This is a genomic window from Achromobacter sp. (assembly GCF_050285565.1).
In the GTDB taxonomy this organism is placed as follows: Bacteria; Pseudomonadota; Gammaproteobacteria; order Burkholderiales; family Burkholderiaceae_B; genus Achromobacter.
Map to the genome: position 1 here is coordinate 195,301 of NZ_JBLZXG010000003.1, position 18,050 is coordinate 213,350.

The window sequence follows — 18,050 nt, forward strand, 5'->3', positions numbered from 1 at the left end:
TTAGCATTCATATGCGAACCGGATCCATTCGTATGCGATCCGGCGCCTGCCTTCTTTCACCCCGGCGCTCCCGCGCCGCCGACCGTCGCCGCCATGTCCCTGCGCATTTCCGCCACGCTTGCCCGGCCCCGCCCCGGTTCCCGTCCCGGTTGGACGCGGCTGGCCCTGCCCGCCGACCTGGGCGATTGCCACGCCGACCGCCTCGACCTGGGCGACGGCCTGGCGCTGGTGCATTCGCAGTACACGCCCACCCGCGACCTGATCGAAGAGAACGCCGCCGCTCAGGACGGGCGCGCGCTGGTCATCACGCTGGCCTTGGGCGGGGTCTCGTCCTATCGCGGCACGGACGGCGCCCAGTTGGATTTCCTCGGCGGCCACACGACGGTGACCGCGTTTCGCCGCCATCCGGGCGAGCGCCGCTACCTGGGTGGCGGCACCGTCTCGCAACTGCGTCTCTTGGTGGGCGAGCCGGCGCTGCGCCGCTATGCCGGCCAGGCCCAGGCCGAGGCGCTGTTCGGCGCCGGCGGCCTGCGGCGCCTGGCGCAGGGACGCACCCGCGCCGACCTGGCCGCCGTCGCCGCCGAACTGGCGCGGACCACCGACCCGCTGGACACCCACATCAAGGCGCTGACGCTGCTGTCGCGCCAGTTGCGCGCGCTGGCGCCGCCACCGGCCCCGGGCCGGCTCAGCCAGGCCGACATCGCGCGGCTGGAACGCGCCCATGCGCTGATGCAAGCGCAGATGGACCGCGAACTGACGGTGCAATACCTGTGCCTGGCGACCGGGCTGAACGAATTCAAGCTCAAGCAGGGTTTTCGCGCGCTATATGGCGACAGCCCCATGCGGCTGCTGACCGCGATGCGCATGCGGCGCGCCTGGGAATTGCTGGAGGGCGGCTGCCAGGTGGCGCAGGCGGCGTATCAGGTGGGCTACCGCCATCCCGCCAACTTCAGCGCGGCCTTCACCCGCTTCCATGGCCGCGCGCCCAAGTCGGTGTTCGGCAAGCGGCGCTGACGCGGCGCGCCCGGGGGGGCCATGGCAGGCGCTAGTGGCCGGCCCCGGTGACCCGCTTCAGTGGCCCGCGGGCGTCTCGCCGTGGCCGCCCAGCTCGCGGTTGCGCGAGCGCACCAGCGCCGCGCTCAACGCCGCCGCCACGGCCGCGATCGCGGCGCCGGCCAGGAAGGTCAGTTGGTAGCCGCCGGCCAGCGCCGCCACCGGCGCCGCGCCCGCCGTGGCCAGGGCCGCGGTGCGCGCGGCGGCCAGGCTGGCCAGCACCGCCAGGCCCAGCGCGCCGCCCATCATGAAGGCCGTGTTGACCACGCCCGAGGCCAGCCCGGACTGGCCCGGCTCGACGTCGCTCATGGCGGCCAGCAGCATCGGATTGAAGGCGATGCCCGCGCCCAGGCCCAGCAGCAGCATGCCCGGCAGCACGTCCGCCGCGAACCCGCCATCGACCGGCGCGCGCGCGAACAGCGCCAGCCCCAGCGCCGCCAGCAGCAGCCCGATGGCCAGCGGCCCACGGATGCCGAAGCGCATCACCAGCTTGGCCGACAGTCCCAGCGAAAACGCCGCCATGATCAGGTTGGCCGGCAGGAACGCCAGCCCCACCTTCATGGCGTCATAGCCCAGCACCCGCTGCATGTACAGAGCCGACACGAAGAACCACGCGAACATGGCCGCGGCCCACAGCACGCCGACCACGTTGGCGGTGGCGACGTTGCGCAGGCGAAACAGCGCCAGCGGCATCAGCGGCGCGGCCACGCGCGCCTCGATCAGCAGGAACAGCGCCATCAGCAGCGCGGCCGCGCCCAGCAGGCCGAGCGACTGCGCCGAGGTCCAGCCGGCCTCGTTGCCGTTGACCACCGCATACACCGCCAGCATCAGCGACGCCGTGACCGTCAGCGCCCCGGCCACGTCGAGCCTGCCGCCGCCGTCCGCGCCGCGCGCCGCCGGCAACAGCCGCAGGCACAGCGCATAGACCGCCGCGCCGATCGGAATGTTGACCAGGAAGATCCAGTGCCATGACAAGGTGCTGGTCAGCAGTCCGCCCAGCAGCACGCCCAGGCTGCCGCCGCCGGCACAGACGAAGCCGTACACGCCCATGGCGCGGGCGCGCTCGCCGGCCTCGGTGAACAGATTCATGATGAGCGACAGCGATACCGCCGACACCACCGCGCCGCCCAGGCCCTGCGCCGCCCGCGCGGCGATCAGCAGTTCCTGGCCGCGCGCCAGGCCACAGGCCAGCGAGGCCAGGGTGAACAGGCTCAACCCGGCCAGGAACATGCGGCGCTGGCCGAGCAGGTCGCCCAGCCGCCCGCCCAGCAGCAAAAAGCCGCCAAAGGTCAGCATGTAGGCGTTCACTACCCACACCAGCGAGGTCTCGGTGAAATGCAGGTCTTCGCGGATGGAAGGCAAGGCGACGTTGACGATGGTGGTGTCCAGCACGATCATCAATACGCCCAGGCACAGCACCATCAGTGCCCACCAGCGTTGCCTGCCTTGTATGCCATGCGTCATGAGTGGTTGCTCCATCCGCGCGCGGCGGATCGTCAGGGTCAGTGGCTGAGCCGCCCGCCGCTGATCATCCACCGCGTGTCGTAGCGGTCGATCAACGCGCCGTAGGCTTCGGCCCAGAAGGTTTTCTGCAGCGGCATGGTCACGCTGCCGCCGTCGGCCAGCATATCGAACACGCGTTGCGCGTCCGAGACGGTGGGGTAGGCCAGCGACAACGCCATGCCCTGCTTGCCGGGATAGGGATGGCCGGCGGTGGCGTCGCTGGCCATCAGCACCTGTTCGTCCAGCGCCAGCCGGGCGTACATGATGCGTTCGGCTTCGGCGTCGGACAACGCCGGCATGGCGGCGTCGGCGGGCGCATCCGCGTAGCGCACCATGGCCTCGACGCGGCCGCCGAGCACGCGTTCGTAGAAACGCATGGCCTCGGCGCAGTTGCCGTCGAAACTGAGGTAGGCGGAAAGTTGGGGCATGGCGGGCTCCTCTTGATGGCCGATCCCGATTCTCGCATCCCCGGCGTTGTCCGGGAAACCTCTTATTGCCGGCGGTCCGCGCGCCTCCCTATGATGCGCCACAGGATCAGGACTGATCCAAACGCGCCGGCACTGCCTGGCGCGGCAGTGCCCCGCAGCAATGATTGCTGCCCGAACCTTCGTCTGGCTATAGAAGCCCCCGACTCACACGCGATGCGTGGTCGGGGGCTTTTTTGTTTTCTGAAACGTCGCAGGGAGATCGCATGCAAGTATCACCGCCGCCGGACGCCGCCGCGTCCGCGACCCTCGTGGCCAGCGTGCAGACGGCCCCCGTCATGGGGGACGTCGCCGCCAACGTGGCCCGATCCATCGAACTGGTCGAACAGGCCGCCGCGCAGGGCGCGCGGCTGGTGGTGCTGCCTGAGCTGGCCAACACCGGTTACATGTTCGCCAGCCGCGCCGAAGCCCACGCGCTGGCCGAAGCCGTGCCGGACGGCCCCAGCTCGCGGGCCTGGATCGCGCTGGCCCAGCGCCTGGGCATCTATCTAGTGGCCGGCATCGCCGAGCGCAGCGGCGGCAAGCTCTACAACGCCGCCGTCATCGCCGGACCCGACGGCTACCTGGGCACCTACCGCAAGCTGCACCTGTGGGGCGACGAGAACCTGTTCTTCGAGCCGGGCGACCTGGGCCTGCCGGTGTTCCATACCGAACTGGGCACGCTGGGCGTGGCGATCTGCTACGACGGCTGGTTCCCCGAGGTCTATCGCCTGCTGGCGCTGCGCGGCGCCGACATCGTGGCGGTGCCGACCAACTGGGTGCCGATGCCCGGGCAGACGCCCGACGGCCCGGCCATGGCGCACGCGCTGGCGATTGCCGGCGCCCACAGCAACGGCCTGACGCTGGTGTGCGCCGACCGCGTCGGCGTCGAACGCGGCCAGCCCTTCGTCGGCCGCAGCCTGATCGTCGGCTCGCAGGGCTGGACCCGCGCCGGCCCCGCCAGCCACGACCGCGAAGAAGTGCTGCTGGCGCCGGTGGACGTGATGGCCTCGCGCCGCGCCCGCCAACTGAACGACTTCAACCACGTGCTGCGCGATCGGCGCCGCGACCTTTACGACGAACTGCTGGGCGCGACCGATGCGCCGCGCCAGCGTTGACGACAACGGCGGACAGCCGGCCCCCAAGGAGAAATCCCCATGAAAACCCCCCATCGCAGCATCCTCATCCAACTTTCCCTGCTTGCCGCGCTGACTGGCGCGGCCGGCGCCCAGGCCGCCGAGCCCTTGCGCATCGGCGTGCCGGTGGGCCTGTCCGGCGCCAATAGCGTGGTCGCGCCCGGCGTGGTGCAGGCCTCGCAACTGGCCGCCGACGAGATCAACGCGGCCGGCGGCATCCTCGGCCGCCAGGTGGTGCTGGAGATCGCCGACGACGCCTCGGGCGCGGTCGGCGCGCAGAAGGCCTACGACACGCTGGTGTTCCAGAAGAAAGTCAACGCCATCATCGCCATGGAAACCAGCGCGGCCCGCAACGCCGCGCTGCCCATCGTCTCGCGCGGCAAGGTGCCGTACATCTACACCTCGTTCTACGAGGGCCGCTCGTGCAACCGCTGGATGCACGTCAACGGCTGGGTGCCCGAGCAGCAGGTGGCGCCGGTGATGGATCACTTCATGAAGGAACGCGGCGCCAAGACCTTCTTCCTGGTCGGCAGCGACTACGCCTTCGGCCGCGGCATGCTCAAGTTCACCCGCGAATACATCGAGAAGCAGGGCGGCCGCGTGGTCGGCGAGGAATACCTGCCGATCGACGGCTCCGACTGGACGCCCGTGGTGTCCAAGATCCGCTCGGCCAATCCGGACGCGCTGATCAGCTCGACCGCCGGCGGCGGCCCCAACGTCAGCCTGGCCAAGCAGGTCAAGGCGGCCGGCCTGACCATGCCCTACGGCAACCTGGCCATCGACGAGGCCACCGCCAAGACCATGGGCGACACGGCGGTGGGCATGTACCTGTCGGCCTCGTACCTGACCAGCATCGATACGCCGCAGAACCACAAGTTCCTGGAAGGCCTGAAGGCCAAGTTCGGCGCCGACGCCAAGACCGCCAATGAATTCTCCGGCCCGCAGTACGAAGCCTTCTTCCTCTACAAGGCGGCGGTCGAGAAGGCCGGCAGCCTCGATCCGCAGAAGGTGGTGCAGGCCCTGAGCGAAGTGTCCTTCGACGGCCCGCGCGGCCCGGTCAAGATGGATCGCCAGCGTCACGCCGCCCTGACCATGCGGCTGGGCCAGGTGCAGCCGGACGGCTCCATCAAGATTCTGCAGACCTTCAACCAGGTGGACCCGGGCGCGCAATGCCCCGACCTGAAGTAACGCGGCAGGCAACACCATGCGCGCCGCCGGCCCCCCGGCGGCGCTGGAGAACACAATGGGTTTGATGCTGGACATCCTGAGCACGGCCGCCATGCTGTTCATCGTGACGGCCGGGCTGATGATCATCTTTGGCGTGATGAAGATCGTCAATTTCGCCCACGGCGCCATCATCACGCTGGGCAGCTACGCCGCCCTGGTGGTGACGCGGCTGGGGCTGGACCCGTGGCTGGCGCTGCCGTGCGCGCTGCTGGCGGGCGTGCTGGTCGGCATGCTGGTCGAACGCCTGATCGTGCAGCCGCTGTACAAGCGGCCGCTGGACGCCATCCTGGCCACCTGGGGGCTGGGCATCGTCATCGGCCAGCTCATCACCATGGCCTTCGGCCGCGAAGTGCAGTTCGCCGACGCGCCGATCCAGGGCGCGGTGCCGTTCCTGGGCACCGAGTACTCGGCCTACCGGCTGTTCCTGGTGCCGGGCGCGCTGCTGCTGTACGCGGCGTTGACGCTGCTGCTCAACGGCACCCGCTTCGGCGTGCGCACCCGCGCCGTGATTATGAACGAAGACCTGGCGCGCGGCCTGGGCATCAACGCCGAACGCATCCGCTTCACCACCTTCGCCCTGGGCGCGGGGCTGGGCGCGCTGGCCGGCGCGCTGATCACGCCGCTGTCCAGCGTCGACCCGAACATGGGGCTGCCGTGGCTGGTCAGCGCCTTCATGCTGGTGATGGTGTCGGGCAACTCGATCAGCGCGTTGCTGCTGACCTGCCTGGTCTATGGCGCCTGCCAGGTGCTGGTGGGCGTGTACATCAGCCCGATCCTGGGCGGCGTCACCATCGCGGTACTGGCGGCCCTGACCCTGCGCCTGCGTCCCAAAGGATTCGCCCATGACTGATACCTCCCTCATGCAACCGGCGCAACCGGCGCAGGCGGCGCAGGCGGCGCGCGCCGACGCCCGCCGCGCCGCCCGCGGCCGCGACCTGCTGTGGCTGGCCATCGCCTGCCTGGTATTGACCGTGGCCGGCCCCTGGCTGTTCGACACCTACCTGCTGAACGTGCTGATCAAGGCGCTGTTCTTCGCCGTGGCGGCGGTCACGGTGGACATCCTGTGGGGCTACACCGGCTACCTGACCTTCGGCCAGTCGGCCTTCTTCGGCGTGGGCGCCTATGCCGCCGGGCTGGCCTTCACCCATTACGGCTTTTCACCCGGCATCGCGCTGCTGGCCGCGCTGGTCGCGGTGGCCGCGGCGATGCTGCTGGCGCTGCTGACCGGCTGGCTGTCGTTCTACCGCGGCGCCTCGCCGTTCTTCGCCACGGTGATTTCGCTGGTGCTGCCCATCGTGCTGACCCAGGTGGCGCTGTCCGGCGGCACCTACACCGGCTCATCTTCCGGCCTGACCGGCTACGACACCTTCGACCTGTCGCTGCAGGCCTGGTACGTGATCGCCGCTGGCGGCCTGTCGATCGTGGCGCTGCTGGCCTGGGTCGCGGTGCGCAGCGACGGCGGCCGCATCCTGGCCGCGCTGCGCGACAACGAAGGCCGCTGCAGCTACCTGGGGCTGAACACCGCGCACTGGCGCATCGCGCTGCTGGTGGTGTGCGGCGCGGTGGCCAGCCTGGCGGGCTTCGGCTATGGCGCCTTCAGCGGCGTGGTGGCGCCGGAACTGACCGGCTTCGTCTTCGGCACCGAACTCATCATCTGGGTGGCGCTGGGCGGGCGTGGCACGGTGTGGGGCCCGGTGCTGGGCGCCGTGCTGATCAACGTGGCCGGCTCGTACCTCAGCGGCAACATGCCGTTCCTCTACCAGTTGGTGCTGGGCGTGACCTTCATCCTGGTGATCCTGCTGCTGCCGCGCGGGCTGCTGCCGCTGTTGCTGGCGCCGTGGCGCCGGCGGCGTCCCGCGCCGGCGCCGGAACTGGTCGCGCGCCCGGCCGCCGCCGCGCCAGGGCAGGGCGCCGGCCAGGACGCCCTGGCGCTGGCCGGCGTGGCCAAGCGCTTCGGCAGCCTCAAGGTGCTGGAAGGCATCGACCTGCGCGCGCGCGGCGGCGAACTGCTGGGCCTGATCGGCCCCAACGGCGCCGGCAAGACCACGCTGATGCGCTGCATCGCCGACGGCGCCGAGCGCAGCGACGGCACGGTCGAACTGTGCGGCCAGGCCATCAAGCGCGAAGGGCCTGAGCACTGCGTGCGCCACGGCCTGGGCCGCAAGTTCCAGAACGCCAACATCTTCGACACCCTGACCGTGGCCGAAAGCCTGCGTCTGGCCACCACGCTGCGCGAGCGCCCCTCGTGGCGCCGGCGCTCGGCGCGCCTGGCGCTGCCGGGCTACGCGCTGGACGTGTTGCGCATGACCGGCCTGGATCAGCAACTGGACCGCGTCGCGCGCGACCTGTCGCACGGCCAGCAGCAGGCGTTGGAATTGGCCATGGTGCTGGCGCTGGAGCCGCGCGTGGTGCTGCTGGACGAACCCACCGCCGGTCTGAGCAAGGACGAGCGCGTCCGCATCGGCCAGGTGCTGTCGGCGCTGGCCCACACCCATGGCCTGTGCTGCCTGCTGGTCGAGCACGACCTGGACTTCGTGGCCGAGGTGGCCACCCGCATCATCGTGCTGCACCAGGGCCGCATCGTCATGGACGGCAGCTTCCGCGAGGTGACCGAATCGGAACTGGTGCGCACCATCTACGCCGGCAGCGCGCCGGCCGGGCAGGGCGCCCCGGCCGACAACCCGGGCGAAAACGCCCGTGGCAACCCGCCCGGCCCCCAACCCGCCCCGCCCCAAGGAGCCCCGGCATGAGCCAAGCCGCCCCGGCCTTGCGCCTGGACCGCGTCGCCAGCGGCTACAAAGGCGCCGTGGTGCTGAACGATATCTCGCTGTCGGTGGCCGGCGGCGCCTGCGTGGCGCTGCTGGGCAAGAACGGCATGGGCAAGAGCACGCTGCTCAAGACGGTCATGGGCTATCTGCCCAAGCTGCGCGGCACGGTCAGCCTGGGCGGCGTCGACGCCACCCGGCTGCGCCCGCACGAAGTGGCGCGCCATGGCGTGGCCTACGCCGCCCAGGAACAGCCGCTGTTTCCCGACCTGAACATCCGCGACAACCTGCGCCTGGGCCTGGCCAACGACAGCCTGTTCGATGAGCGCTTCGGCGAAATCGCCGAGCTGTTCCCCGTGTTCGCCAGCCGCCTGCGGCAGCACGCCGGCACCCTGTCCGGCGGCGAGCAGAAAATGCTGCTGGTGGCGCGCGGCCTGATGCAGCGGCCCGCCTTGCTGCTGCTGGACGAAATCACCGAAGGCCTGCAACCCTCCGTCATCGAGCGGCTCGGCCGCGCCCTGAACTGGGAACGCGAGCGGCGCGGCACGTCCATGTTCATCGTCGAGCAGAACGTGGCCTTCGCCCTGGACGTGGCCGACCGCTACCTGGTGCTCAAGCAGGGCGCCATCGTCGACCAGGGCGAGGCTGGCGCGCCCGGTGCCGCCGGCCATATCATGGGCCACCTGAAAGTATGACCCCTGTATGAGCCCCGTTCGAGTTCGAGCAGAAGGATGCCCCTATGACCCCCCGCACTGACACGGACGCCGCCACGCCGGGATGGCGCATCGGCGTGCTGTACTCGCGCAGCGGCGTGACCGGCACCACCGAATCGCAGCATTTCTTCGGCACCGTGCTGGCGGTCGAGGAAATCAACGCCCTCGGCGGCGTGCTCGGCCGCCCGCTGGAACCCGTGGTGTACGACCCGCGCAGCGACGCCGAGGAATACCGCCGCCTGGCCGCGCGGCTGCTGCTGGACGACGAGGTCAACGTGATCTTCGGCGGCTGCACCTCGCACTGCCGCAAGGCCATGCTGCCGGTGATCGAGCGCAACAACGCGCTGCTGTGGTACGCCTCGGTCTACGAAGGCTTCGAATACTCGCCCAACATCATCTACACCGGCGCCGCGCCCAACCAGGGCAGCATGCAACTGGCCGCCTACCTGATCCAGCACTGCGGCAAGCGCATCTTCCTGGTGGGCGCCGACTACATCTACCCGCGCGAAACCAACCGCATCATGCGCGACACCGTCGAGGAACACGGCGGCGAGATCCTCGACGAAACCTACCTGCCGCTCGGCTGCGACGACAGCGACATCGTCGAGGTGGTGCGCGACATCCGCCGCATCAAGCCCGACGTGGTGTTCTCGACCCTGATCGGCGACGACGCGCAACGCTTCTACCGCCGCTACCACGCCGCCTGCGAGGCCGACCGCGGCGCGCCGCACATCCCCATCGCCAGCCTCACCATGGCCGAATCCGAAGTGGCCGAGATCGACCCCGCCCTGTGCGCCGGCCACATCACCGCCGCCACCTACTTCAACACGGTCGATACGCCCGCCAACGCCCATTTCCTGGCGCTGTGGCGCGCCCGCTTCGGCGACCGGCCCGCCAGCGTCTACGCCGAAGCCTGCTACAGCCAAGTTCACCTGTTCGCGCGGGCGCTGCAACGCGCCGGCAGCTTGGACACCCGCAAGCTGGCGCAGGCGGTGCACCAGGTGGGCTTTGACGCGCCCGGCGGCCGCCTGACCATCCTGGCCGAGAACAATCACAGCGTCCTGACCCCGCGCATCGGCGTGTGCCGCGCCGACGGCCGCTTCGACATCGTCTGGTCCAGCGGCGAACCGGTAAAACCGGATCCGTACCTGACGGCCTTCGGCCTGGACGAATTCTGGTTGTGACCATGGACCATAGCCTCCGCCGCCTCTACGAAGACCTGCGCAGCGTGGCCGTGGCCGTGGCCTATCCGCCCGGCGAAGACCGCGACCTGCTGGTCGAACAGCTCCAGCGCATCGGCTGCCGCATCCACCTGGTCTGGCCGTTCCCCGACAAACCGCCGGCCGGCGCCGACGTGGTGTTCTTCCAGGTGTCGCAATGCGGCCAGAACTCCTTCGCCTGGTCCGCCAGCGAGGTCGACGCCACCCTGATCGCGCTATCCGAATACGAAACCCCCACCACCTTGAAGCAACTGCTCAAGACCAACGCCCACGGCGTGCTGACGCGGCCGTTCCGCTCGGCCGGCATCCTCAGCACCCTGGTGCTGGCGCGCTCGGCCAAGCAGTTCCAGAACCGTCAGCAGAACAAGATCGACAAACTCGAAAGCACCATCAAGGCGCGCCGCGTGATCGAAAAGGCGATCCGCGTGCTGATGGACCACCAGCGCCTGGACGAACGCGGCGCCTACGAACACATGCGAACCCGCGCCACCGGCCTGCGGGTCAGCGTGGCCGAAGTCGCCGCCATGATCGTCGAGGCCAGCGAAGCCATGGAAAAACTGGGCCTGGGCGGCGCGCGCCCCGACCCGCAGAACAACGCCAACAACGGAGGCAAGGCATGAAAGTCATGATCGCCCGCATGAACCACGAGACCAACACTTTTTCGCCGGTGCCCACGCCGCTGTCCGCCTTCGGCAACGACGGCCCCACCTACGGCCGCGCCGCCTATGAGGAAAACCACGGCAAGCGCACCGCCATGTCCGCCTTCATCGACCTGGCCGACGCCCGGGGCGCCACCCTGATCACGCCCGTGTCCGCCACCGCCTATCCCAGCGGCCGGGTCGACGGCGCGGCCTACCGCGCGCTGTGCGACCGCATCGTCGCCGCCGCCGCCGGCTGCGACGCGCTGCTGCTCGACCTGCACGGCGCCATGGCCGTCGAAACCACCGACGACGGCGAAGGCGACCTGCTCGAACGCCTGCGCCAGCAGGCCCCCGGCGTGCCCATCGCCGTGGCCCTGGACCTGCACGGCAACGTCACCCAGAAGATGATCGACAACGCCGACGTCATCATCAGCTTCAAGACCTACCCGCACGTCGACATGTACGAAACCGGCGAGCACGCCGGCCGCATTCTGTTCGACTGGCTGGACGGCGGCCCGCGCCCGCGCATGGCCTGGCGCCGCCTGCCGCTCATGACCCACACCCTGCGCAGCAACACCGCCGAAGGCGCCATGCGCCGCGCCGTGCAGGCCGCGCGCGGCGCCGAAGCCGGCGGCATGCTGGGCGTCTCGGTGCTGGCCGGCTTCGCCCTGGCCGACATTCCCGACCCCTGCCTGAGCGTCATCGTGGTCGCCGCCGGCGACGCCGACGCCGCCGAGCGCGTCGCCGCGGGCCTGGCCGCCGCCATCTGGGACGACCGCGACGGCTTCGTCTACGAGGCCGAGCCGCTGGCTGCCTCGCTGGACCGCGCCCTCGCCCTGGCGCGCGGCGCCGACCGCCCCGTGCTGCTGCTGGACCACGGCGATAACTGCATGTCCGGCGGCACCTGCGACACCATGGACGTGCTGATGGCCGCCGTCGACGCGGGCCTGACCGGCATCGTCGCCGGCCTGTACTGCGATCCCGAGGCCGTGGCCGCCATGATCGAAGCCGGGCAGGGCGCCCAAGTGCAACTGCCCGTGGGCAACAAACGCCCCATCCCCGCCATCGGCCGCCCCGCCGCGCCGGTGACGCTGACGGGCACCGTGCGCGCCATCACCGACGGCAGCTACGTCATCACCGGCCCCACCTACACCGGCCAGACCGCCTGCATGGGCCGCAGCGCCGTGCTCGACATCGGCGCCGCGCAACTGGTCATCACCGAGCGCACCCACGAACCCTGGGACCTGGGCGTCTTCCAAAGCCTGGGCATCGACCCGCGCGCGGCTCGCTACATCCTGGTCAAATCGCGCATGTACTGCCGCCCGGTGTTCGTGCCGATCTCGTGCGCCCTGGTCGAATGCGACAGCCCGGGCGTCACCAGCTCGGACTTCTCATTGTTCCCGTACCAGCGCCGCAACCGGCCGCGCTATCCGCTGGAGCCGTTCAAGCCGGCGCACGTATCGCCGTGAGGATGGCGCGGGGGCAGCGCTGACGCCCGCCGGCTCGAACACGCGCCCGCTCAAACACGGGCCATGCGCAAGAGGGCGCCGACGTAACGTTAACGTTCGGATAATCCCCTTCATGCAGAATCGAAACGCATAAAGGCACCGCCCGGTTCCGTTGGCGCGCCGCCATGGCGCCGCCGACAGAACGGCCGTCACTGTCACATGAAGCAGGCCGCCGGCCGCTCACCCCGGGCAATGGAATGCGTTAATGAGCAACACGACAATCACGGCGGCAACCCGTCGCAATGGCGGCGGCCTCTGGGCCGGCTATCGCATGCGGATGGCAGGCGCGCTGATCCTCCTCTGCGCGGCCGTGATGGCATTTCCCGGCGTGGCAAAAGCACAGGCAGTAAGACGAGGCTGCACGTCCCCCGGCGGCTTCCAGATTGACTTGATCCCTTCCGTGAATTTCGACCTGGGCGCGATACCGCCGCCAGGCACCGAAATCTATCGAACCCAGACCTACTTCATCAACTATGAATGCACCAACTATGACAGGCTGGGCAGGCCCGTTACCGCCGCCCCGCAACTCCAGGTACTGAGCGACTACACCTCCCTGAACCAGGCCGTGAATAGGGCGGGATTGGTACTGGAAATCATCGTCAACGGCGACGAAAGCAACCCCTGGAGGCCGAACCGGGAACCGGGCCTTCCTATCTCGGAAAACCATGATGCCGGCCTGCCCTACACAGGGGAGTCGGGACCAAGAGTCCTGACCCTGATCGCGCGATTGAAGGTGGTGAACAACACCCCCCCGGCGGCACGCTACCCGGTTCCCTCGGGAACCATCTTCAAGCTGATCGCTGGGGTCGGGGCGGTGCTGTCGCCGGGACCCTTCATCACCAATAGCCCCACGCGCATGCAATTCGTCCCGCGATGCATCGGCGACGTCAGCGTGGACAGCCTGGTGCAATTCGGCAGAATCATCGCCATGAAGGGCTACATGGGTACCCTGCCACAGCAATACCCCTTCAAAGTCACCACCCGCATCGACCCATCCTGCAATATTGGTTCCCTCCTGACGCCCGCGACCCCGGATAACGAGCGGACGCAATTCCTGATGCTGCTATCGGCCCAGTTCATCCTGCAAGGACCCGGGCGCATCGACGGCGATGGCACCTCCATCATCCTGCGCAATGAGGATGGCGTGGAGAACGGCCTGAGAATGCAGATCCTGGATACCGAAAACGCCAACCAACCCGTCCCGATCCTGCCTGCCCCCGTCCCGCCATTACGTGACGATGTCGGCAGTTTCGGCCAATTGATAGGCAACAATCCCGCCGCCGCCGTCCACACCTACACGGCATCGCTGACGCCGGACGCCGGCAAGGAATTGAAGCTTGGCAAGTACTCGACGCAGGTGCTGGTCAAAGTGACTTATTACTAGCTTTCCGGTTCAATGGGAGGTTGCGCGGGCGGCACGCCGCCGCCCGGCCCTTACCTGTTGGAGTGGCGTATGGCTACGGTGCATCTGCTGTCGGACGAAGAAGCGCGCAAGATCCCCGAGGCGTGGGCGGTATTCGAAGACATCCGCGCCACCCGCAAGTCGGACTTCGTCAACAACTTCTGGCGCGCCCTGGCCAACGACCCGCCCCAGCTCAAGCGCGTCTGGGAACAGTTGAAACAGGTCATGATGGCCGACGGCGAAATCCCGCCCCTGGTGCGCGAGATGATCTACATCGCCGTCTCCACCGCCAACGGCTGTACCTACTGCATCCATTCCCACACCGCCGCCGCCCGCGCCAAGGGCATGACCGACGGCCAGCACGCCGAGTTGCTCGCCGTCATCGGCATGGCCGCCCAGACCAACGCCCTGGTCACCGCCATGCAGGTGCCGGTGGACGACGCCTTCACCGTGAAATAGGGCGGCGCCATGGCGACCATTCCGCTGTTCCCCCTGTCCAACGCGCTGTTTCCCGCCGGCGTCCTGCACCTGCGCATCTTCGAAGTGCGCTACCTGGACATGATCCGCCGCTGCATCGCCGACGGCAGCGAGTTCGGCGTGGTCGCGCTGCTGGCCGGCAACGAAGTCCGCTCGCCCGAAGGCCAGGAAACCCTGGCCGGCGTCGGCACCCTGGCCCGCGTCGAGGCCTGGGAGGCGCCCATGCCCGCCTTGCTGCAAGTGCGCTGCATCGGCACCAGTCGTTTCCGGCTGGTTTCCAGCCAACTGGCAAAATACGGTCTTTGGATGGGCGAAACCGAGCCCATCGCCGACGACCCGCCGCTACCCGTGCCGGCGCCGCTGCAACCCTGCGCCGACGCGCTGGGGCGGCTGGTGGCGCAATGGCAGCAGGAAGGCGTGCCCGTCGACCGCATGCCGGTGGCGCCGCCTTACCGGCTGGATGAATGCGCCTGGGTGGCTGACCGCTGGTGCGAGCTGTTGCCGCTGCCGGCCGCCGACAAAGCGCGCCTGCTGGGCCTGACGGACCCGCGCGCCCGTCTCGAAGCGGTGCGCATCGCGCTGGAAGGGCCGCGAGCCTAGCCAGCGACAGGCGGCGCTGCGTTGGCGGTGCGGGGCGGTGCGACGCGGACTTGAACTGTTTTTGGACACCATGGATATCAGGATAGACGAAGGCCTGCGCGCTTATATTGACCCCTTGACCGACGACGAACGCGAGGCGCTCGAACGCAGTCTGCTGGCCGAGGGCTGCCGCGACGCGCTGGTGCTATGGGGCGACCTGCTGATCGACGGCCACAACCGCTACGCGCTGTGCATGAAGCACGGCATTCCCTTCGAAACGCGCCAGAACACCTCGTTCAAATCCATGGACGACGTGCACCTGTGGATGATCGAGAACCACCTGGGCCGGCGCAGCGTGTCGGATTTCCAGCGCGGCGTGCTGGCGCTGCGCAAGAAAGAGATATTGCAATCGCGCAGCGTGCCGCCATGGGAAGACGACGGCAGCACGCCGCCGCCCGAGCCGCCGCCCATCCCGCCCGCGGCTGCGTTGAGCCGTCAGGCGCTGGCGCGCGAGGCGCGTATCAGCAGCAATACGCTGGGGCAGATCGAGAAGATCCAGAAAGCCGCCGCGCCGGAACTGGTGCGGGCGGTGAAGGAGGGGGCGATCTCCATCAACGCCGCGGCGGCGGTGGCGACCTTGCCGCCCGAGCGGCAGGCCGCGGCGGTGGCGGGCGGCAGGAAGGAATTGCAGCAGGCGGCGCGGGAAGTGCGCCAGGCCAAGGCGCCGCCGCCGAAAGAGGCGGTGCCGGATATTCCGATCGAGAATATCGCGGATCTGCCGGCGGAGGTGGCGCGGCTACGCGAGTTGCTGGCGCGGTTGACGGATGAGCGGGATCAGTTGAAGAAGAAGGTGATGCATTTGACGGTGGCGCTGGCCGAGGCCAGGAATGCGGGGGCGGGGGGAGGGGACGATTGATGGGGTTGCTGCCTCCCTTCAGCTTTTACTGCTGACGGCGAATCCTGGCGCGCGCCGCTGGGCGATTTCGAAATTGGCAAGTGGGACAGCCTGTACTGAGACAGTATTCACCTGACAGCTGACCACGTTGGGGCATGGTCATACGACTCCAAGCCAACTGGAGCTTGGGAGAACGGGGCGTCATTTGACTTCCTTGGAATTTCGACAGAGGCGTCTGCCAGATAAAATTCCGGCCCGCCATGCGAAATCGCAAATTCTCATTACAGATTCGTTGCTATATGTGTCATGAAATTTATACTAGGGTTTTCCCTTTGTCATAGTACAAATTCATGCGCTCCCGTTTAACTATCAGCAACTTATTCCGCAACTTATCCATTGGCACTCGGCTGACGCTGGGTTTCGGCACCGTACTTGCGCTGTTATTGGCGCTTACTGGCCTGTCGCAGTATGAACTGACCCACATCGGCGGCATCAACCAGGCGATTACAGAGCAGACGTGGGCCAAGGCGAACGCCATCAACATTATTGACGTGACGACGCGCGCCAATGCGCGCGCGAATCTAGAACTGATCGTCAACACAGACCCCCGGGCGGCCGAAATGCTGTTCGCTCGCATCGACACCAACCGAAAGGCGATCGACCAGGCGCTGGAGACCCTGCGGCCGTTGTTCCGCACCGAAGATGAACGCCAGAAGTTGCGGTTGTTGGAAGACGTGCGCGGTCGCTATGTGCAGTCGTTCCAGGGCGTGGGCGCGCTCCTCAAGCGTGGTGAGCGCGATGCTGCTCGCCAACGCTTGCTGGAGGAGACCCTTCCGCTTCTGGACAACCTGCAAGACCGCGTCAGCGAAGTTTCCCGGATTCAATCTGACGAGATGGTGGACGCCAGCGCCGCCAGCCAGCGGGTTATCGACGGCGCGGGCAATATGAACCTGATCCTGTCGGGCGTGGCTATCGTGCTGGGCGGCCTGTTCGCGTGGAGGGTGGCCAGGTCGATCACGGCGCCGCTTGCCCTGGCAGTGACGGTGGCGGAGACCGTGGCGCGGGGCGACCTCGGGCAACCCATCCACGCTGACTCCCGGGACGAGACCGGCCGACTGCTGCTCGCGCTGCACGATATGCAGGATAAGCTGGCCGGCGCGGTTCGGACGATTCGCGCGGGGGCTGAAACCATATCCAGCGCCGCGGGGCAAATTGCGGCCGGCAACACGGACTTGTCCAGCCGCACCGAAGAGCAGGCCGCGTCGCTCGAAGAAACCGCCGCCTCGATGGAAGAACTGGCCTCGACCGTCAAACAGAACGCCGACAACGCGCGCCAGGCCAATCAATTGGTGGCAAGCGCTTCCAGCATCGCCCAGCGCGGCGGCACGGTCGTGTCGGCGGTGGTAAGCACGATGGGGGACATTTCCGCCAGCTCGCGCAAGATTTCCGAGATCGTTTCGGTCATCGACGGGATTGCGTTCCAGACCAACATCCTGGCGCTGAACGCCGCCGTGGAAGCGGCCAGGGCGGGCGAGCAGGGCAAGGGCTTTGCGGTGGTGGCGGGCGAGGTGCGATCGTTGGCGCAACGCAGCGCGCAGGCCGCGCGTGAGGTCAAGACGCTGATCGAAGCGTCCGTGAGCAAAGTGGCCGAAGGCGCCACCCACGCGGAAAACGCGGGCACCACGATGCAGGAGGTGGTCGCCTCGGTGCAGCGCGTGACGGATATCATGGGCGAGATCGCCGCGGCATCGCACGAACAGGCCTCCGGCATCGAGCAAGTCAACCGAGCGGTGTCGCAGATGGACGAAGTGACCCAGCAGAATGCCGCGCTGGTCGAAGAAGCCGCGGCCGCGGCGGGCTCGATGCAGGATCAGGCCCATGCCTTGGTCAGAGCGGTCGGCGTGTTCCGCCTGGCCGAGGATGCCGCACGGCGCGCGAATGTTGGCGCCCAGCAGCGCGACCGCGGCGCGCTGGTGTTGACCTGATCTTACGTCTCACCACAGGCCAGGCCGGCCATGAGCGGGGCACAATGCCCCGCGCTGGGCTGCCTTGCACGACCTGCAGAACCGGGCCATTGCCGAGGACGAAGCCGCCGCCATCCAGGGCACCTTGCTGGACACCTCAGGCGTTCAAGGCATACACGATCTTCGCACCCGCAAGACGGGGGACATGATCGTCGCCGACGCGCACTTGGAAATCGGCACCGGGCTGACTGTCGAGGAAGGCCACAAGCCGATTCCGTTGTTCGGCTTGGAGGTTCCCGCGCTGGTCAGCCCGGACAAGGCTCTGGCGGACCAGGTCAAGGAGCTGCATGAAACCTTGGCCACGGTGGGCTATTTCCTGGTGGGGCTGCATGCCGCCGCGGCGCTGTTGCACCATTACGTCTTTCGGGACAACACGCTGGTGCGGATGCTGCCGGGGCGGCGCTGAACTGTCTTGGGGTAGGGGCGAGGCGGGCGTGATCCAG

At 68.3% G+C, this 18,050-nt stretch carries 17 protein-coding genes; 15 read left to right on the top strand and 2 right to left on the bottom strand.

Going from position 1 to position 18,050, the window contains the following annotated elements:
- The first annotated feature begins 93 nt into the window (after window positions 1-93).
- Complete coding sequence (locus ACN6O8_RS06825; protein WP_427990315.1) at window positions 94-1,014, top strand: helix-turn-helix transcriptional regulator; 921 nt, start codon at window positions 94-96, stop codon at window positions 1,012-1,014.
- 57 nt (window positions 1,015-1,071) lie between these two features.
- Here ACN6O8_RS06825 and ACN6O8_RS06830 read toward each other — a convergent pair whose 3' ends face one another.
- Together ACN6O8_RS06830 and ACN6O8_RS06835 are read right to left on the bottom strand one after the other, a co-directional pair.
- The gene (locus tag ACN6O8_RS06830; protein WP_427990316.1) at window positions 1,072-2,517 is read right to left on the bottom strand and encodes an MFS transporter; all 1,446 of its coding nucleotides are present in this window, start codon (window positions 2,515-2,517) and stop codon (window positions 1,072-1,074) included.
- Window positions 2,518-2,555: 38 nt separating this feature from the next.
- Window positions 2,556-2,984 (bottom strand): VOC family protein, encoded by a 429-nt coding sequence (locus ACN6O8_RS06835; RefSeq protein WP_427990317.1) that lies wholly within the window; start codon window positions 2,982-2,984, stop codon window positions 2,556-2,558.
- A 263-nt stretch (window positions 2,985-3,247) separates the two neighbouring features.
- Between ACN6O8_RS06835 and ACN6O8_RS06840 the strand changes: the two genes are divergently transcribed.
- From ACN6O8_RS06840 to ACN6O8_RS06905, 14 genes are all read left to right on the top strand, one after another.
- Window positions 3,248-4,138 carry a nitrilase family protein gene (locus ACN6O8_RS06840; protein WP_427990318.1) on the top strand — a complete coding sequence of 297 codons (891 nt, stop codon included), beginning with the start codon at window positions 3,248-3,250 and terminating at the stop codon, window positions 4,136-4,138.
- Window positions 4,139-4,177: 39 nt separating this feature from the next.
- Window positions 4,178-5,344 carry a substrate-binding protein gene (locus ACN6O8_RS06845; protein ID WP_427990319.1) on the top strand — a complete coding sequence of 389 codons (1,167 nt, stop codon included), beginning with the start codon at window positions 4,178-4,180 and terminating at the stop codon, window positions 5,342-5,344.
- A gap of 55 nt (window positions 5,345-5,399) precedes the next feature.
- The gene (locus ACN6O8_RS06850; protein ID WP_427990320.1) at window positions 5,400-6,233 is read left to right on the top strand and encodes a branched-chain amino acid ABC transporter permease; all 834 of its coding nucleotides are present in this window, start codon (window positions 5,400-5,402) and stop codon (window positions 6,231-6,233) included.
- A complete protein-coding gene (locus ACN6O8_RS06855) occupies window positions 6,226-8,133 on the top strand; it encodes an ABC transporter permease subunit (RefSeq protein ID WP_427990321.1) in 1,908 nt (635 codons plus the stop codon). The genes ACN6O8_RS06850 and ACN6O8_RS06855 overlap by 8 nt, the downstream gene beginning before the upstream one ends.
- Window positions 8,130-8,843, top strand: a complete 714-nt coding sequence (locus tag ACN6O8_RS06860; RefSeq protein WP_427990322.1) for an ABC transporter ATP-binding protein — start codon at window positions 8,130-8,132, stop codon at window positions 8,841-8,843. The genes ACN6O8_RS06855 and ACN6O8_RS06860 overlap by 4 nt, the downstream gene beginning before the upstream one ends.
- Before the next feature lie 44 nt (window positions 8,844-8,887).
- Window positions 8,888-10,045 (top strand): transporter substrate-binding domain-containing protein, encoded by a 1,158-nt coding sequence (locus tag ACN6O8_RS06865; RefSeq protein WP_427990323.1) that lies wholly within the window; start codon window positions 8,888-8,890, stop codon window positions 10,043-10,045.
- Window positions 10,046-10,047: 2 nt separating this feature from the next.
- Window positions 10,048-10,701 carry an ANTAR domain-containing response regulator gene (locus ACN6O8_RS06870; RefSeq protein WP_427990324.1) on the top strand — a complete coding sequence of 218 codons (654 nt, stop codon included), beginning with the start codon at window positions 10,048-10,050 and terminating at the stop codon, window positions 10,699-10,701.
- Window positions 10,698-12,191 carry a M81 family metallopeptidase gene (locus ACN6O8_RS06875; protein ID WP_427990325.1) on the top strand — a complete coding sequence of 498 codons (1,494 nt, stop codon included), beginning with the start codon at window positions 10,698-10,700 and terminating at the stop codon, window positions 12,189-12,191. The genes ACN6O8_RS06870 and ACN6O8_RS06875 overlap by 4 nt, the downstream gene beginning before the upstream one ends.
- 244 nt (window positions 12,192-12,435) lie before the next feature.
- Entirely contained in the window at window positions 12,436-13,614 is a 1,179-nt protein-coding gene (locus ACN6O8_RS06880) for a hypothetical protein (RefSeq protein ID WP_427990326.1), read from the top strand.
- A 69-nt stretch (window positions 13,615-13,683) separates the two neighbouring features.
- Window positions 13,684-14,091, top strand: a complete 408-nt coding sequence (locus ACN6O8_RS06885; protein ID WP_421442264.1) for a carboxymuconolactone decarboxylase family protein — start codon at window positions 13,684-13,686, stop codon at window positions 14,089-14,091.
- A 9-nt stretch (window positions 14,092-14,100) separates the two neighbouring features.
- Window positions 14,101-14,709, top strand: a complete 609-nt coding sequence (locus ACN6O8_RS06890) for an LON peptidase substrate-binding domain-containing protein (protein ID WP_427990327.1) — start codon at window positions 14,101-14,103, stop codon at window positions 14,707-14,709.
- 70 nt (window positions 14,710-14,779) lie between these two features.
- Window positions 14,780-15,604 (top strand): hypothetical protein, encoded by an 825-nt coding sequence (locus ACN6O8_RS06895; protein ID WP_427990328.1) that lies wholly within the window; start codon window positions 14,780-14,782, stop codon window positions 15,602-15,604.
- Window positions 15,605-15,933: 329 nt separating this feature from the next.
- Window positions 15,934-17,568 (top strand): methyl-accepting chemotaxis protein, encoded by a 1,635-nt coding sequence (locus tag ACN6O8_RS06900; RefSeq protein ID WP_427990329.1) that lies wholly within the window; start codon window positions 15,934-15,936, stop codon window positions 17,566-17,568.
- A 64-nt stretch (window positions 17,569-17,632) separates the two neighbouring features.
- Window positions 17,633-18,013: a cation transporter dimerization domain-containing protein gene (locus ACN6O8_RS06905; protein WP_427990330.1), complete on the top strand. Its 381-nt coding sequence runs from the start codon at window positions 17,633-17,635 to the stop codon at window positions 18,011-18,013.
- Window positions 18,014-18,050 lie beyond the last annotated feature (37 nt).

Bases quoted from the DNA above. Each gene is read 5' to 3' on its own strand.
- ACN6O8_RS06855 (WP_427990321.1), top strand. From the start codon at position 6,226: ATGACTGATACCTCCCTCATGCAACCGGCGCAACCGGCGCAGGCGGCG.
- ACN6O8_RS06895 (WP_427990328.1), top strand. From the start codon at position 14,780: ATGGATATCAGGATAGACGAAGGCCTGCGCGCTTATATTGACCCCTTG.
- ACN6O8_RS06880 (WP_427990326.1), top strand. From the start codon at position 12,436: ATGAGCAACACGACAATCACGGCGGCAACCCGTCGCAATGGCGGCGGC.
- ACN6O8_RS06840 (WP_427990318.1), top strand. From the start codon at position 3,248: ATGCAAGTATCACCGCCGCCGGACGCCGCCGCGTCCGCGACCCTCGTG.
- ACN6O8_RS06845 (WP_427990319.1), top strand. From the start codon at position 4,178: ATGAAAACCCCCCATCGCAGCATCCTCATCCAACTTTCCCTGCTTGCC.
- ACN6O8_RS06885 (WP_421442264.1), top strand. From the start codon at position 13,684: ATGGCTACGGTGCATCTGCTGTCGGACGAAGAAGCGCGCAAGATCCCC.
- ACN6O8_RS06860 (WP_427990322.1), top strand. From the start codon at position 8,130: ATGAGCCAAGCCGCCCCGGCCTTGCGCCTGGACCGCGTCGCCAGCGGC.
- ACN6O8_RS06850 (WP_427990320.1), top strand. From the start codon at position 5,400: ATGGGTTTGATGCTGGACATCCTGAGCACGGCCGCCATGCTGTTCATC.
- ACN6O8_RS06875 (WP_427990325.1), top strand. From the start codon at position 10,698: ATGAAAGTCATGATCGCCCGCATGAACCACGAGACCAACACTTTTTCG.
- ACN6O8_RS06870 (WP_427990324.1), top strand. From the start codon at position 10,048: ATGGACCATAGCCTCCGCCGCCTCTACGAAGACCTGCGCAGCGTGGCC.
- ACN6O8_RS06890 (WP_427990327.1), top strand. From the start codon at position 14,101: ATGGCGACCATTCCGCTGTTCCCCCTGTCCAACGCGCTGTTTCCCGCC.
- ACN6O8_RS06835 (WP_427990317.1), bottom strand. From the start codon at position 2,984: ATGCCCCAACTTTCCGCCTACCTCAGTTTCGACGGCAACTGCGCCGAG.
- ACN6O8_RS06865 (WP_427990323.1), top strand. From the start codon at position 8,888: ATGACCCCCCGCACTGACACGGACGCCGCCACGCCGGGATGGCGCATC.
- ACN6O8_RS06825 (WP_427990315.1), top strand. From the start codon at position 94: ATGTCCCTGCGCATTTCCGCCACGCTTGCCCGGCCCCGCCCCGGTTCC.
- ACN6O8_RS06900 (WP_427990329.1), top strand. From the start codon at position 15,934: ATGCGCTCCCGTTTAACTATCAGCAACTTATTCCGCAACTTATCCATT.
- ACN6O8_RS06830 (WP_427990316.1), bottom strand. From the start codon at position 2,517: ATGACGCATGGCATACAAGGCAGGCAACGCTGGTGGGCACTGATGGTG.